This is a genomic window from Methylocucumis oryzae (genome assembly GCF_000963695.1).
In the GTDB taxonomy this organism is placed as follows: Bacteria; Pseudomonadota; Gammaproteobacteria; order Methylococcales; family Methylomonadaceae; genus Methylovulum; species Methylovulum oryzae.
In genome coordinates this window covers 1-12,746 of the sequence record NZ_LAJX01000161.1, presented here as the reverse complement: position 1 = coordinate 12,746, position 12,746 = coordinate 1, and the positions used below count along the sequence as shown (strand labels likewise).

At 43.6% G+C, this 12,746-nt stretch carries 14 protein-coding genes; 6 read left to right on the top strand and 8 right to left on the bottom strand.

The features are described 5' to 3' along the window. Positions 1 to 168: 168 nt before the first annotated feature. From VZ94_RS15080 to VZ94_RS15070, 3 genes are read right to left on the bottom strand one after another with little or no spacing between them, the layout of a single operon-like run. On the bottom strand, positions 169 to 939 hold the full coding sequence (locus VZ94_RS15080; protein ID WP_045779862.1) for a hypothetical protein: 771 nt from the start codon (positions 937 to 939) through the stop codon (positions 169 to 171). Continuing rightward, complete coding sequence (locus tag VZ94_RS15075) at positions 866 to 1,456, bottom strand: hypothetical protein (protein WP_045779861.1); 591 nt, start codon at positions 1,454 to 1,456, stop codon at positions 866 to 868. The genes VZ94_RS15080 and VZ94_RS15075 overlap by 74 nt, the downstream gene beginning before the upstream one ends. Before the next feature lie 37 nt (positions 1,457 to 1,493). After that, positions 1,494 to 2,123 carry a hypothetical protein gene (locus tag VZ94_RS15070; RefSeq protein ID WP_045779860.1) on the bottom strand — a complete coding sequence of 210 codons (630 nt, stop codon included), beginning with the start codon at positions 2,121 to 2,123 and terminating at the stop codon, positions 1,494 to 1,496. 840 nt (positions 2,124 to 2,963) lie between these two features. Here VZ94_RS15070 and VZ94_RS15065 point away from each other — a divergent pair. Next, on the top strand, positions 2,964 to 3,809 hold the full coding sequence (locus VZ94_RS15065; protein WP_192828662.1) for a DMT family transporter: 846 nt from the start codon (positions 2,964 to 2,966) through the stop codon (positions 3,807 to 3,809). Positions 3,810 to 3,931: 122 nt separating this feature from the next. On the opposite strand, the gene VZ94_RS23305 is transcribed toward VZ94_RS15065, so the two are convergent. The 5 genes from VZ94_RS23305 to VZ94_RS15040 form a co-directional block, all read right to left on the bottom strand. Next, positions 3,932 to 6,085 (bottom strand): EAL domain-containing protein, encoded by a 2,154-nt coding sequence (locus VZ94_RS23305; protein WP_052700599.1) that lies wholly within the window; start codon positions 6,083 to 6,085, stop codon positions 3,932 to 3,934. Then, positions 6,082 to 7,014 (bottom strand): ABC transporter substrate-binding protein, encoded by a 933-nt coding sequence (locus VZ94_RS15055; protein ID WP_045779859.1) that lies wholly within the window; start codon positions 7,012 to 7,014, stop codon positions 6,082 to 6,084. The genes VZ94_RS23305 and VZ94_RS15055 overlap by 4 nt, the downstream gene beginning before the upstream one ends. A 696-nt stretch (positions 7,015 to 7,710) precedes the next feature. After that, positions 7,711 to 8,256 carry a TonB-dependent receptor domain-containing protein gene (locus VZ94_RS15050; protein ID WP_157844949.1) on the bottom strand — a complete coding sequence of 182 codons (546 nt, stop codon included), beginning with the start codon at positions 8,254 to 8,256 and terminating at the stop codon, positions 7,711 to 7,713. Continuing rightward, positions 8,216 to 9,655 carry a TonB-dependent receptor plug domain-containing protein gene (locus tag VZ94_RS15045; protein ID WP_045779857.1) on the bottom strand — a complete coding sequence of 480 codons (1,440 nt, stop codon included), beginning with the start codon at positions 9,653 to 9,655 and terminating at the stop codon, positions 8,216 to 8,218. The genes VZ94_RS15050 and VZ94_RS15045 overlap by 41 nt, the downstream gene beginning before the upstream one ends. Positions 9,656 to 10,208: 553 nt before the next feature. Then, the gene (locus VZ94_RS15040; protein WP_045779863.1) at positions 10,209 to 10,598 is read right to left on the bottom strand and encodes a 4a-hydroxytetrahydrobiopterin dehydratase; all 390 of its coding nucleotides are present in this window, start codon (positions 10,596 to 10,598) and stop codon (positions 10,209 to 10,211) included. Positions 10,599 to 10,727: 129 nt separating this feature from the next. Here VZ94_RS15040 and VZ94_RS15035 point away from each other — a divergent pair, with 129 nt between their 5' ends. The 5 genes from VZ94_RS15035 to VZ94_RS15020 all read left to right on the top strand — a co-directional run. Continuing rightward, entirely contained in the window at positions 10,728 to 11,102 is a 375-nt protein-coding gene (locus VZ94_RS15035) for a YajD family HNH nuclease (RefSeq protein WP_045779856.1), read from the top strand. After that, on the top strand, positions 11,102 to 11,500 hold the full coding sequence (locus tag VZ94_RS30900; RefSeq protein ID WP_275575280.1) for a paraquat-inducible protein A: 399 nt from the start codon (positions 11,102 to 11,104) through the stop codon (positions 11,498 to 11,500). The genes VZ94_RS15035 and VZ94_RS30900 overlap by 1 nt, the downstream gene beginning before the upstream one ends. Positions 11,501 to 11,528: 28 nt before the next feature. Further along, positions 11,529 to 11,720 carry a paraquat-inducible protein A gene (locus VZ94_RS30895; protein ID WP_275575278.1) on the top strand — a complete coding sequence of 64 codons (192 nt, stop codon included), beginning with the start codon at positions 11,529 to 11,531 and terminating at the stop codon, positions 11,718 to 11,720. Positions 11,721 to 11,737: 17 nt separating this feature from the next. Beyond that, positions 11,738 to 12,352, top strand: coding sequence for a paraquat-inducible protein A (locus VZ94_RS15025; RefSeq protein WP_045779855.1), 615 nt, complete (start codon positions 11,738 to 11,740; stop codon positions 12,350 to 12,352). Next, the coding region (locus tag VZ94_RS15020) for an MlaD family protein (protein WP_045779854.1) at positions 12,349 to 12,746 on the top strand (398 nt) is incomplete at its 3' end. The genes VZ94_RS15025 and VZ94_RS15020, both read left to right, overlap by 4 nt.

Here is a 12,746-nt window from a genome sequence, read left to right as displayed (position 1 = left end):
AGGGTGCATTCCATGCACCAAAGACCTGCGTCAATAACGTGTATCTCCGAAGGAATCCCGACCCAATCACACCAAACACCATTTTTCACATAACCCTAAAACGTTCAATCTGTGCGCTCTCTTTGGTGCATGGAATGCACCCTACCTGGCTGAGCAATGTCGAGACTATCAATTGCTCCGTTTTAACGCTTTGGTTAGACCGGTTAGTGGTATGAACCCATCGAGTACAAAGCCCCCGGCGTCATAACCATGTTTAAGCAACAAAGACACGCCTTTTTTGGGTGAAAAGCCGTAGCTTTCTGCCGGATAACGCACGGCGACTTTAACGGTAACGTTTTTCCCAGCATCAATCAGTAGCGGCAGCTCGTGTTCGGTCGAACCTAGGCAATCGGCGTCGGTAGTACTTGCGCTGCAAACCGCTACGCCGAACGCTTCAATTTGCCCCGTTTCATAGTTAAACGATTGTTCATTAACGACCGCAGTGACCTCTGCGGTTGTGTCGCTATCATTGCGAAACGTTGCGGTAAAGACTTTGCCGGGTGCTGAAATGTTAAGAATTGAATTTTGCGGCGTTGTTTTCAGCAAGGTTAGTTTAGGATATTGGCTGATGTTATTGGTGAAATCGACCGTATTGGTTAAGTCGAATCTGTTCGTATTAAAGAAGGTTTCACCGTTAGCACAGCCTATCTCGACAGGGGATTGAGAGGTCGGGTCAGCCAGCCTATCTGTAAATGAACGCATCGCCACAAGAATGGTTGCAGATTTCCCGACCGCAATATCGAAAGGGATATTGGCATCGCCAACGACTTGTTGGGTTTTTAAATCATAAGCCGCCCAGGCTGTTTGTAAAGTGATTTCACTACCACTATTCGTAACGTAACAGCCGATAGCGGGTACTGAGCCGACATTTTTTAATGGTGACCGGAAATGTAAACACATCGCCGGTCGTGCCGGACAAGACGTTGGGCGTAGCAGTTAATTTAAGCGTTGGGTTTTCACTGGTACTAGCATGTATGCTGACTCTAGCGGGCATGGTAATTTGGGCGACCACTTTCCCGGCGGCCTTACCGGTAAAGCTGAAACCGCCGCTTAAGGTTTGTAGCGCTTGATTGAACAATGCCGGGTTATAGGTAAAGGTTTTTACTGCGGCAGCGCCGGGGACTAACGTAAACGACTTAGGTGCAGTAAAACCCTCGGTTAAATCGGTTGATGCGGTTACAGCTAGGGTTTTATCTGTGCTGTTATAGACAATATAGCTTGCATCCTCACACACATTACCGTCGTATCCGCTTGTGATATTGCATGAATAACTGTAGCCGCCGGAGGCGTTTAACGGTTGAATAGTCAAGCCGCCTGACTGCGGAAAGGTAAAGCCGGTTAACAGTACATCGCCACCTTCGTTTTTACTGCCGACTTGAATCGCATAATACTCGCCTTTATGTGCATCGAATTGCACTAAGCTGGCTCCTTTGAAGCCTGGGAGGTTTTTATCGTCATTGACCGCGACGCGTTTTTAACGCATCCGCACCGGTCGCACCACCCGAAAAATCAATACGGTAGACAGCTATAATCGTATCTAAATCAGAACCAAAGCGGGTTGAACCATAGGTATTTAGCACCACACGCTCATTGCGCGTGGCTTTGTAAAAGCGGCCAAAGGTTCGGGTCATGCCGGTGACTAGCGGTTCGCCCACATCTGTCGTAAAGCTTTCGGTATCAATTTGGTACGCGTTGTGATAAACCGAGTTGGGTATTTGGGGTAATGGAGAGGTTTTTGTTTCTTGATCGAGCTTAGTCGATAACTTTGGACCCGAAGGGCCAATTCCGAAGCTGGATAAGACTAAACCTCCGGTTCTGTCCAAATAATCTACAGGAATATCCTGAATTTTGCCTTTAGCATCTTTAAATCTAAAATACCAGGTATTGGTCTTGGGATCAAACCAAGTACTAGCCAATACTTGACCACTCAATGCCATCAGCAATATCCCGCAAGCTATCGGTGCAGGCTTTGCTAACCGATTATTGTTAAACTCCGCCAGTGGTATTCGTCGCAGCCAAAGCATAAACGCCTTAAGTTTAGTTTTGCCTAAGATAGCCAGTATATTTATGTCTGGTATTTTCATAACGCCTCCAGGGTGAATAGGGGATAACGGTTCTAATCGTGCAGGTATTACTCATTATTGTCGTGTCAATAAATCAACTGCTTGGGGTGTGCTAAACCACAAGTTTGTATCGTTGTTTAATCGCTGTGTTGCGGATACTGCGTGATGATGATTGTTAATAAAGAATTGTCAAGCATTATATTTGGGTTTCTCAGATTAACTTATGTACTAACTTTGTCGAGCTATTCATGACTACCAATTTAAAGCGGGACAGATTTAATGATAGTCAGTTGAGCTAAACCGTCATTCCAACAATCCATGCTGAGATGACGTTGTTCTCACTTTAGCTGTCTTGTCTTATATTCATAAACTCTTGCGATTAAGTAGAATAGAGACTTATAGGCCTGTATCTCCTATGGTTTAACAGGCATTCTTGATTTAACCCTATTTCAATCCTTGCTAAACTATACTCTGAACGGTCATGTTCGGTTTTTGACTAAGGTGTACTGTACGCACCATTAAAAAATTGTAACAAATTCAATAAAAAACATGCCGTAAAAAATCCAACTACGCTAAGGTGTTCAGGGAATTGATAAAAGCAAACAAGCGTTGAATTGCCAGCTCCGTAGTGTGCATTCCATGCACCAAAGAATTCTGCCGTTAAGTTAAGCATTTAAGTTGCCGTTTTTCGGAGTGCAAGGCTTGCCTTGCACTGGTTAAACACCGCACAAAGCAAGCTTTGTACTCCAAAGTAGCTTAACTGTGGGCAGTGGCGGTGTATCTGAGTCAAAAAATACTTCCTAAAACAATGTGTTATATATTTTTGGTGCATGGAATGCACCCTACTTGACTAAATTATCCGTGAATAAACAATTAACCTTAGGCGTTGCCTATATGATTAGCGCGCAATTCATGTTTACCATTATGGCAGCATGTGTGCGTGGCTTAAGAGAGCTTCCCTTTATTGAAATCGTCGGTGTGCGTAGCGTATCGGGTTTGTTATTGTTTGGGACTTATATGACCTGGCAAGGCGTGTCGTTTCGCGGCCGGCATCGAGGGGATTTGTTGTGGCGCGGTTGTGTTGGTTTTATGGCGTTAATCGCACATTATTATTCGATTACTCATGTGCCGTTAGCGACCGCGACGTTGTTGGCGAATACGGCACCGTTATTAGTCGCGGTGTTGGCGGCGATTTTTTTGCATGAAGCGTTAAAATTCAGTGTGGTGTTGCTGATTTTACTAAGTTTGTTTGGCGTTTATCTGTTGGTGAGTCCTGAGCTACATATTAGCCGTTTAGGCTATGCTGCGGGGATTGCTGCATCTGTTTTAATTGCCGGCTCATTTTTCTTTATTCGTAAATTGAAACATGAACATCCATGCACGGTGGCGTTTTATTTTGTTGCGGTGTCGAGTATAGGCAGTACGCCGTTTGCGGTACAGGCATGGGTGTGGCCTAGTCAACAGCAATGGTTGCTGTTATTAGGTGTGGCGATTAGCGCGTTTTTTGCTCAACTGTGGTTAACGCGCTCGTTTCAATTGGGCAAAGCGGCGGTTATTTCTGTGATGAGTTACAGTGGGCCGGTTTTTGCCTGGTTGCTGGGCTTTTTTTGGTTTGGTGAGGTATTAACCGGTTCTGCGTTGTTAGGCGCCGGGTTGGTGCTGGCGTCAGGTGTGATGTTTGTGTTATTGGAAAGGCGGCCTAGCTGAGATAAGTCTGGCGCAGGATACAGTGGTGCAACCGCTTGTTCAAACGCACTTTCGTGCAACGGCAGATGATGCTGCAGGATATTCTTCAGCGAGAATGAGGTGAACGTTCATTGTGACTTCAATTAGGCGGCACTTGTTGCATAAACTAGTTGAAAATCATGGTGTATCGGATGCGAACTAAATGTTTGGCAAAATTCGGCAAATTCTTTAGCAGGCAAAGGTTTAGCAAGTAAATAACCTTGTAATAAGTGACAACCGGATTGTTTAAGAAACGCCGCATGTTCTAACGTTTCTACACCCTCGGCAATCACATCTAAGCCTAGGCCTTTAGCCATTGCGATAATGGCGCGAATAATCGTAGCGTCACTGGGGTCAATAATGCAATCGCGTACAAAAGATTGGTCTATTTTTAAAATATCCAGTGGAAATTGTTTTAAATAGCTTAAGCTGGAATAACCGGTGCCAAAATCGTCAACAGCAAAGCGCACGCCACTGGCTTTTAAGCGGTGAAACGTATGCTGGCTTTGTTCAGAGGAACGTAATAAACAGCTTTCGGTGAGTTCTAGTTCAACGGTATGTCCTGCGTTTGGCAAAAGCCGCTCAATCATGGCGTGGATTTGATCGGCAAAACCAGGATGCCAAAACTGTTGCGGCGACACGTTAATGCCAACATGAAAGTTTGCATCTACAATGCCTTTACTACGCCAGTAAGCCAGCTTAGTGAGAGCGGTTTCTATCACCCATTGACCTATCGGTAAGATTAATCCAGTTTCCTCGGCTAACGGTATGAATTCAATAGGCGATACCCAGTTGTCTTGATAACGCCAGCGTAGTAATGCTTCAGCACCCATAATCCGGCCTGTGCGCATGTCATATTTAGGTTGGAAATTTAATGAAAAGGCTTGTTCTTCTAAGGCTTGTTTCAGACCATTTTCAAGACTGAGGCGACGCATACTCCGTTGCTGCAAGGGTTCGTCATAAAAGCGATAGGTATTACGGCCTCGCTCTTTGGCTTCGTACATGGCGCAATCCGCATTACGTGTTAAGACTTCTTCATCCTCGCCATCACGCGGATAAAAGGCAATACCAATACTAAAGCTAGTATTAATAGGGTGACCATCGATATAAAACGGCCTGCTTAACGAATCGCCGATTTGACTGGCTATGTAGCCCGCATCTTTTTTGGCATGCTCATGCTCAGAGCTTAGGTCGTTGATAATGATAATAAATTCATCGCCCCCCATGCGGGCAACGGTGTCATCTGCTCTTATTTGTTGCCGTAGTCGTGTAGCAACACCTTGTAGTAATTGGTCGCCAAAAGAGTGTCCTAGCGTGTCATTGATAAACTTAAATCGGTCTAAGTCTAGGAACATCAGTGCTACTGAGGTCTGGTGACGGTTTGCCTGGGCCATCGCTAGACGCAAGTGGTCTTTTAATAGCACACGGTTGGCAAGTCCGGTTAGCTCGTCGTAATACGCTTGCTGCTCTAAAATAGCTTGGTAGTTTTTGACTTCAAGGCGGTAGTCTTTTAACCAATTGGTCATGAGATTGAATGCCTTGGCTAATTCTTGCAGTTCAGGTCCGCCGCTGCTTAGGGTAATCGGCTCCATGTGGCCTTCTATCACGCCATGAGCGACTTCGCTAAATTTTTTTAATGGCATGGTAATACGCGCCGTCAATACCATGAAAGTGATTAGGCTCATGATTAAAATAATAATGACTACACCTAAACTGAGTAAGAAAGTATTTATTAAGACTTCTTCAAAATAAACTGGGTCCATTTCTATGCGCACATGGCCTATGGTTTGGGACGCAGCACCGGCACTAAGAAACAGCATGTCTTCATTTTGAAAATTGCCGCTTTTGATGGGTTGGGCAATTTCAGAAAAATTGATGCCGCCGACTTTAACCCACCAAGGCCAGAAGATTAGCGTTTGAGCTTCTTGTCGATGAGAGGCGCTGGCTTGCGCTGGTCTTAATTCGGCGAGTGTTTGGCCTTGTTGGTCTAAAATAGCGGCATAGGCTAAGCCGGGTAAGCTATTTAGCCGTTTTAATTGATTTTGTAAGAGTTGATGTTGATGTGCGTAAACTCCGTATTCGCTGGATTCGGCGAGTAGGCTGGCTAAGGCTTGGTTATATTGTTGCCGGGTTTCAAATTGCAACATTAATAGCTTATACGTCACAATAAAGCCGATGCTAAACGCAGTGAGTAACACTATCGCTGCGTTTAATAGGTTAAAGCGTTTAGCAATGCCTAGCGAATTCAGCCATTTCATTGCAATACCTCAGTCACTTCGCTTAGCCAGGCTTCAGGAATATCGAGTTTCATATACTCAACGGTTTGGCTATTGAGCACCAGTTTGGCTTTGCGTGGAATTTGCAGTGTTAATGATTGCGGCATTGTTTTATTTTTTATTATCTCAATAGCTTGTTCGGCCGCTTGTATGCCGAGGTCTTGATAATCCCAATCTAAGGCATATAAGGCTCCGGCTTTAACCCATTGCGCCGATAAGCCAATTAACGGTACACGATTTCTGAACGAGTATAAAAGCAATTCCCGAATGGCCGCTTCATTATAAGTTGGGCCTTGTAAGGTTAAAACTGCGTCGAGTTGCGTATTTAAGCCTTGTAATAGCGTTGCAAAGTCTTCAATGCGAGTAATGGGAACAGGGGTTAGCTCTATATTCGATGCCTGCGCCTGTTGTTGAAAAGCCATCCATTGATCGATGTTGGTAAGCGGATTATAGATAACCGCAATATGTTTTGCATCGGGTAATAGGCGGCGTAACCATAGCCATTGTTGTTCGGCTGGAAAATTTAAGCTTACTCCGGTGGCATTTGCATGGTTGCTAAGCCATTTTGTGTTTAGCAGTAAGCTGGCGACAACAGGGATTTTACTTTCGCGTTGCAAGGTAAATTCAGTGGCAGGGGTTCCTAAGGTTAATATTAGGCTGGGATGCGCCGACTGTAGTTGTTGTTTAAAGTGTTCGTCGGCATTATCAAGTGTTAATGTCAACGTTTGATAATAAGTCGTTATATTGTGTGTGGCTAACCCCTTTTTGAAGCCGGTGTAGACTTGCTGATACGGCGTTGTGTCGTGGCTTTGCACGACTAATAGATTTTCTGAGCTATAACAAATTGAAAAACATACAAGATAGGTTATCCCTATTTTTAAAGAGGCTAGGGTGACGCGTAAAAACGGCAAAACGTGACCATACTAAGAATAGTACCGACCATACAGTATTATCGCTATAGCTAGGAGTGAGCATGAAATAACATTGGTAATGCGTTCGTTGTCGGGGCGGATTTATTGGTATCGTGTCAATGACCGCGCCTACAGATGGCGATTTTACTTTGTACACATTCCCTAGTGGGTCTGGGTAATGATAAATGTTAACAAGCAAGTTTAAAAGATAGCTATAAAGTATATTGAGTTGATGCTTACTTCGTAGAGGCAGGTAACAAAGCATAGGATAAATAAGTGCAGCCAATCGGGTGCGACAAATAAAAGCTTTCAAGTTCAACTCAGGTATTGGGTTAATAGTTGTATGAGCCAGTTTATTTGGCTACACACTTAAGACGGGACAGGTCATTCAGAACGCAGGACGCCGTAAATACGTCCTTGTAGGCTTGGCGGCAGCATCCCTGCTGCCGACACCTGCGCTCTAAACACCCTGTCCCATCTTAAGTTGGTAACCTGTTATTTTTTTGATTTTTATGTAAAACGACTAATATGCAATCCAGTAGATAATATGGCTACCAACGTAAGGTGGGACAGGGTATTCAGGGTGCAGGACGCCGTAAATACATCCCTGTAGGCTTGATGGCAGCATCCCTGCTGCCAACACCTGCACCCTAAACACCCTGTCCCTACTAAAGTGTGTAGCCGATAATATTCCAATTAAAATTCATAACTTAACCGTATGCGTAAGTTCCGACCATCTTGCGATACCACATCCGGTAAAATAGGCGGGCTTGCGGGGTCTGTGTAAGCCTCATCGAATACGTTGTATAGACCTCCTGTCAATTCTAGTCCTGGTAACCAATGCTTAGAAAATAAAACTAAATTAGCGATGGTATAGTCGCTCGAAGTCGCTTGTTTTACTGTTCTGCGTGAGCTTACGTGTTGAACTTCTACGCTGGCAAAGACAACGTTGCGCCAAATAGGCGCGCTTAAATTAAGCTTTACCATGTGTAGCGGTACGTTTGACGCAGTTTGTCCAGCGCTCATTTGTTGATAAGTATGGCTTAGTCGGGCTTCAACATCACGATAATGTCCGGTGAGTAATGTTTCTAGGCCATGCGCATCGGCGTTGCCTTGATTCTGGAATTGCCTAATCCCGGTATTTGATACCGTTAAGCCAATTAAATCGCTAAGACGGTTATAGTAAGGGCTAAAACGCACATTAAAGTAATCGCCTAAGCGTTGCTCCCAAAACGACTTCAAAGGTTTCAATTTTTTCGGGTTGTAAATTAGCGTTACCTATCCAAGGAACTGAGCTTTGACAACAAGTATAAGACGATTCAAATGCATTGGGTGAACGAAAAGCTCGGCCATAGAGCAATTTTAATGTTGTGCTGCTAGTGGGTTGATAAATGAGTCCTAAGCGCGGGTTAACTGTGTCGCCAAAGCTGTCATAATGATCCCAACGTCCACCGGCTTGTAATGATAAATTACTCAACAGCGTCCATTCATCTTGCAGATAGACGCCGACAATAGAGCTGCTTTGATGATTATCGGCATACAAGGTATAAGGATTTTCATCGCTATTTGACATAACCTGTTGATAGTTATATCTAAACTCGCTGCCTAGGGTTATTCTATGCGCATCAAAAAAAGTATGACTGACTAACACTTCGGAGCCAAACCATTGGCCTTGCCAATAGTCGCGGTTAACAATACGTTGCGAGCTTGATACGTGGTAGGGTAAGTCGTCATCAAACTCATAACCGTCCCAGAATAAACGCCCCGTCACATCCCAGTCGCCGGTAAATACATGATGATAATTCAAATCAGCATAAGCACGTCGGTCGTGATAATAAGTGCCAGGGTCGCCAAACGTGGTACCTGTTGTTCCGGTGGGTAAATACTTCTGTCTATTAAGCCAACTTCCGCTTAACGTAAAATCTTGCCAAGAGAATTTGCCAGTAAAGCGCTGCACTTCTTCTGTGTCTAAGTTATATGCGTCACCAAACCCCGGAAAATGTAGCTGCTCATGACCATCGCTGTAATAATGGCTAGCAGACAATAAGGCTTCGATACCATTGCTAAATTTTTTACCTAGGCTAGCTTGGCCTTGATAGGCGTCATAGTAGGCAAGTTCACCTGCTAAACGCACACCTTGTAAATCACGTCCCCGTTGCGTAATGACATTGACGACAGCAAATAATGCGTTGCTACCATATAGTGCTGAGGCAGGGCCACGCACAACTTCAACGCGCTCAATGTTCTCTATATCGACTAAGAAATCACGGCCAAGACCGGCATAGTCTTGTAGGCTTTCATTAACGCGATGACCATCAATCAGCACTAAAATACGGGTATTGTAATCGCCTGGTGGTGCAAAACCTCGGACACCGACATGGTTATAAGCACGGTCATAAGTGCTAAGAAACCCAGGTAAACTGCCCAATATGGCAGCCATTGTTCGCCAACCATAACGCTTGATTTGCTCTGCAGTGATAATATCGACTGCAGCTGGGGCTTTGGCGATGGGCTGTTCGTGGCGGGACGCAGTGAGAACCGAAGGCAGCTCGCTAAATAATAAGGCTTGCTCATCGGTAAATTCGGTCAGCATGATATTTTTCTCAGCCATAGCAGAGTGTATAACGATAGCTAACGGCATTACCCAAAAAAGCCTAACCTTCATTTTAGTGCTCTTTTTAACTGGCTGGAAGGCAAGTTTTATGTATGAATTGATGTCTTAAACAGTTTCCCATTAAGTCTCCAACGTTTTGTAATGATTCTGCCTAAATATCGGTTTATATGTTAATGCTAGGGTAGGTCGGGCATATCTAAATGCTATCATGGTAACTCGACCTACCAGGTTAGGCAGGTAGCGACGTGTTGTGAGCCTTATCACTCATTAGCCAATATTTTCGATTATCTCATGCTTGATTTATTATTGAAAGGTTGTTGTTTGTTTCTACAAAAAGACCTATGACTCTGATTGTAATAGTATAATCAGTCACTATCGTGATTTAGTGGCTATTACCAACCTAGCGTTGAAGAATAACGAAATGCTTTTTATAGATATTGGCGCCACGCTGTTACGCTAAAGTAATCGGCTAAGTTCGCTGTAATTATTCAACCCCCAACTCTCTCGTTGCCAGGGGAGGGAGATAATAAACCCACCCCCCTGATAAGGGGAAAGCTGGGAGAGGGGAATTATAGTTTGCTTAAGATTTATCGTATTTAATATAAGCAAAACGTGGGTCTTCTGGCGTTCCTGTTAATGCACCCGCTTCAAGCCCTGGTTGCCATTGAATAACCTCTTCAATTTTTTTCGCTAATTCAAAGTCTTTATTGGTAATACCTTTAGCTGAATGCGTCATAAGTTTCACAATGACAAACGCATACGATACGGTTAAGTCAGGATGATGGAATGCCGCTTCCGATAAATGCCCTATGGTGTTGACCACCATTAGTGTGCTTTTCCAACTATGCGTCTTATATTTACGGCGTATCCAGCCATTTTCTAAATACCAATGCGGTAATTCTTCGCTTAATCTTGCGTTAATCTCGTCGTCGCTATACACCGATTCCGGCGTTAAATTTCTCCAACCCATAAACTCACCTTTAATTGGTTGTGGTAATATCATTGCGTGCTAGAGCTGATAATAGCTGCACATCATAGAGGAATAGTAACATGGATTTGATAAATTCATTATCACCCAGATGTTCTCAAGGGGGGCATCATGACATTAAGAAAAACCGGAATAGATAAAGAAAAATCCGCGCAAATTGTTTTAGCTGCGCGCAAAGACCAGGAATTACGTGAACAATCTTATCGAGGCCAAGCACTTAAGTTATTTCCGTGGCTATGCGGGCGCTGTGGCCGGGAGTTTACCCATAAAAATTTAGCGGAATTAACCGTGCATCATAAAAATCACGACCATGACGATAACCCAGCGGATGGCAGTAATTGGGAATTATTATGTCTTTATTGTCACGATAACGAGCATCAGCGTTATGAAGAAATGCGCTATGGTTCAGGCATGACACAAAAATCAACCACGCAAACAGCAACACATAATCCGTTTGCTAATTTAAAAGATTTACTAAAAAAATAATGGCTGCGATTACAGCAAATCCCTTGTTGTCGGTTAAAAATCTTATTGCTTGCCCAGAATGTGATTTGTTATTGCGTATAACAGATTTACGCCCTGGCGAACAAGCGTTATGTCCGCGTTGTCGCTGTCAATTAGCTAGGCCGCATAAGCACAGCATCGAGGCCTGTCTTGGCTTATCGATAGCGGGATTAATCGTTAGCATCCCTGCTTATACCTTGCCTTTGCTAGGTATGAAATTATTAGGCAAAAGTCATAGTGGCTTGCTTTGGTCTGGTGTAGCAGGGTTATTTCAAGAAGGTTTATGGGCGCTAGCGATTGTCGTGTTTTTAGCGAGCATGGCATTCCCGATTACGCATTTATTATTAACTTTTTTTTATCAGCGTCCATTTACACCTTAATAAGGCTAACCGCTATTTGGCTTTCTGTATGGCTTGGTTACAGCATTTAGAAGAATGGGCCATGCTGGAAATTTACGCATTAGGCATTATTGTGGCGTGTGTAAAATTATCGGCCTCGGCTGATTTAATTTTTGGTTTTGGTTTGTATGCGTTTGTCGTGTTATTAGTCATTACGGTTGTATTAGCAGCCACCTTAGATGCGCAATTTTTTTTGGCATAAAATTGCTGAGTTAACTCATGAAACATAAACGGAGCGCATTAAGTCAAGGGGTTGTGCGTTGTGGAGAATGTGGCTTATTAGCTAACATTATTCAGCCAGAGCACTATTGCGAACGTTGTGGCGCAAAACTTTATGCACGAATTCCTTACAGTTTACAACGTACTACAGCGTTGTTATTAAGTAGTTATGCTTTATATTTTCCGGCGAATATGTTTCCTATCATGACGGTTACGCAATTAGGCGTGACGCAAAAACATACAATCCTAGGTGGTATTTTGTCATTAGTTGAAAAAGATATGGTGCCAATTGCCATTTTAGTCTTTATAGCCAGTATTATTGTGCCGTTATTAAAGTTGATTGGCATTACGCTGTTATTAGTACATGTCAAATTGCGCTGGCGTAGACATGCGCACTTGTGGGCTGTGTTATATCGGTTGATTGTGTTAGTCGGTCGCTGGTCTATGTTAGATATATTTATGATTTCAATTCTTATCGCGGTCGTCGATTTCGGCGGCGTCTCAGAAGTGATTGCCGGGCCAGCGGCGACAGCCTTTGCGGCCGTTGTGGTATTAACCATGTTAGCCGCTAAAAGTTTTGATCCACGTTTACTTTGGGATGATGGACATCTATGAATGAAACAAGCGAGGACTATGATTCTGAAGAGCTGTTGATTAATCGTAAACCCAGTCTGTCTATTGTTTGGTTTTTGCCTTTAATAGCGTTATTAGTCAGTGGTTGGTTAATTTACAAATCATTTTCGGAAAAAGGTCCAGTGATTACGATTAGCTTGCCTAATGCCGAAGGTTTAGAAGTTGATAAAACTAAAATCAAATACTTAGATGTTGAAGTCGGTACGGTTACCGAAATTCATATTAGCCAGGATTCTAAAAGCATTGTCGTCACGGCACAAATGGACAGCGACGCTGAGGCTTATCTTAAACAACAAACGTTGTTTTGGGTGGTTAGGCCGCAAGTAGGTTTGCGTGGTGTGTCGGGTTTAAATACCTTGTTATCAGGGCCTTATAT

What these genes read in the sequence shown, in the direction of transcription:
- VZ94_RS15080 (WP_045779862.1), bottom strand. Translation starts at nt 939, where the DNA reads ATGTGTTTACATTTCCGGTCACCATTAAAAAATGTCGGCTCAGTACCC.
- VZ94_RS15070 (WP_045779860.1), bottom strand. Translation starts at nt 2,123, where the DNA reads ATGAAAATACCAGACATAAATATACTGGCTATCTTAGGCAAAACTAAA.
- VZ94_RS23305 (WP_052700599.1), bottom strand. Translation starts at nt 6,085, where the DNA reads ATGAAATGGCTGAATTCGCTAGGCATTGCTAAACGCTTTAACCTATTA.
- VZ94_RS15045 (WP_045779857.1), bottom strand. Translation starts at nt 9,655, where the DNA reads ATGCCGTTAGCTATCGTTATACACTCTGCTATGGCTGAGAAAAATATC.
- VZ94_RS15040 (WP_045779863.1), bottom strand. Translation starts at nt 10,598, where the DNA reads ATGGGTTGGAGAAATTTAACGCCGGAATCGGTGTATAGCGACGACGAG.
- VZ94_RS15035 (WP_045779856.1), top strand. Translation starts at nt 10,728, where the DNA reads ATGACATTAAGAAAAACCGGAATAGATAAAGAAAAATCCGCGCAAATT.
- VZ94_RS30900 (WP_275575280.1), top strand. Translation starts at nt 11,102, where the DNA reads ATGGCTGCGATTACAGCAAATCCCTTGTTGTCGGTTAAAAATCTTATT.
- VZ94_RS30895 (WP_275575278.1), top strand. Translation starts at nt 11,529, where the DNA reads ATGGCTTGGTTACAGCATTTAGAAGAATGGGCCATGCTGGAAATTTAC.
- VZ94_RS15025 (WP_045779855.1), top strand. Translation starts at nt 11,738, where the DNA reads ATGAAACATAAACGGAGCGCATTAAGTCAAGGGGTTGTGCGTTGTGGA.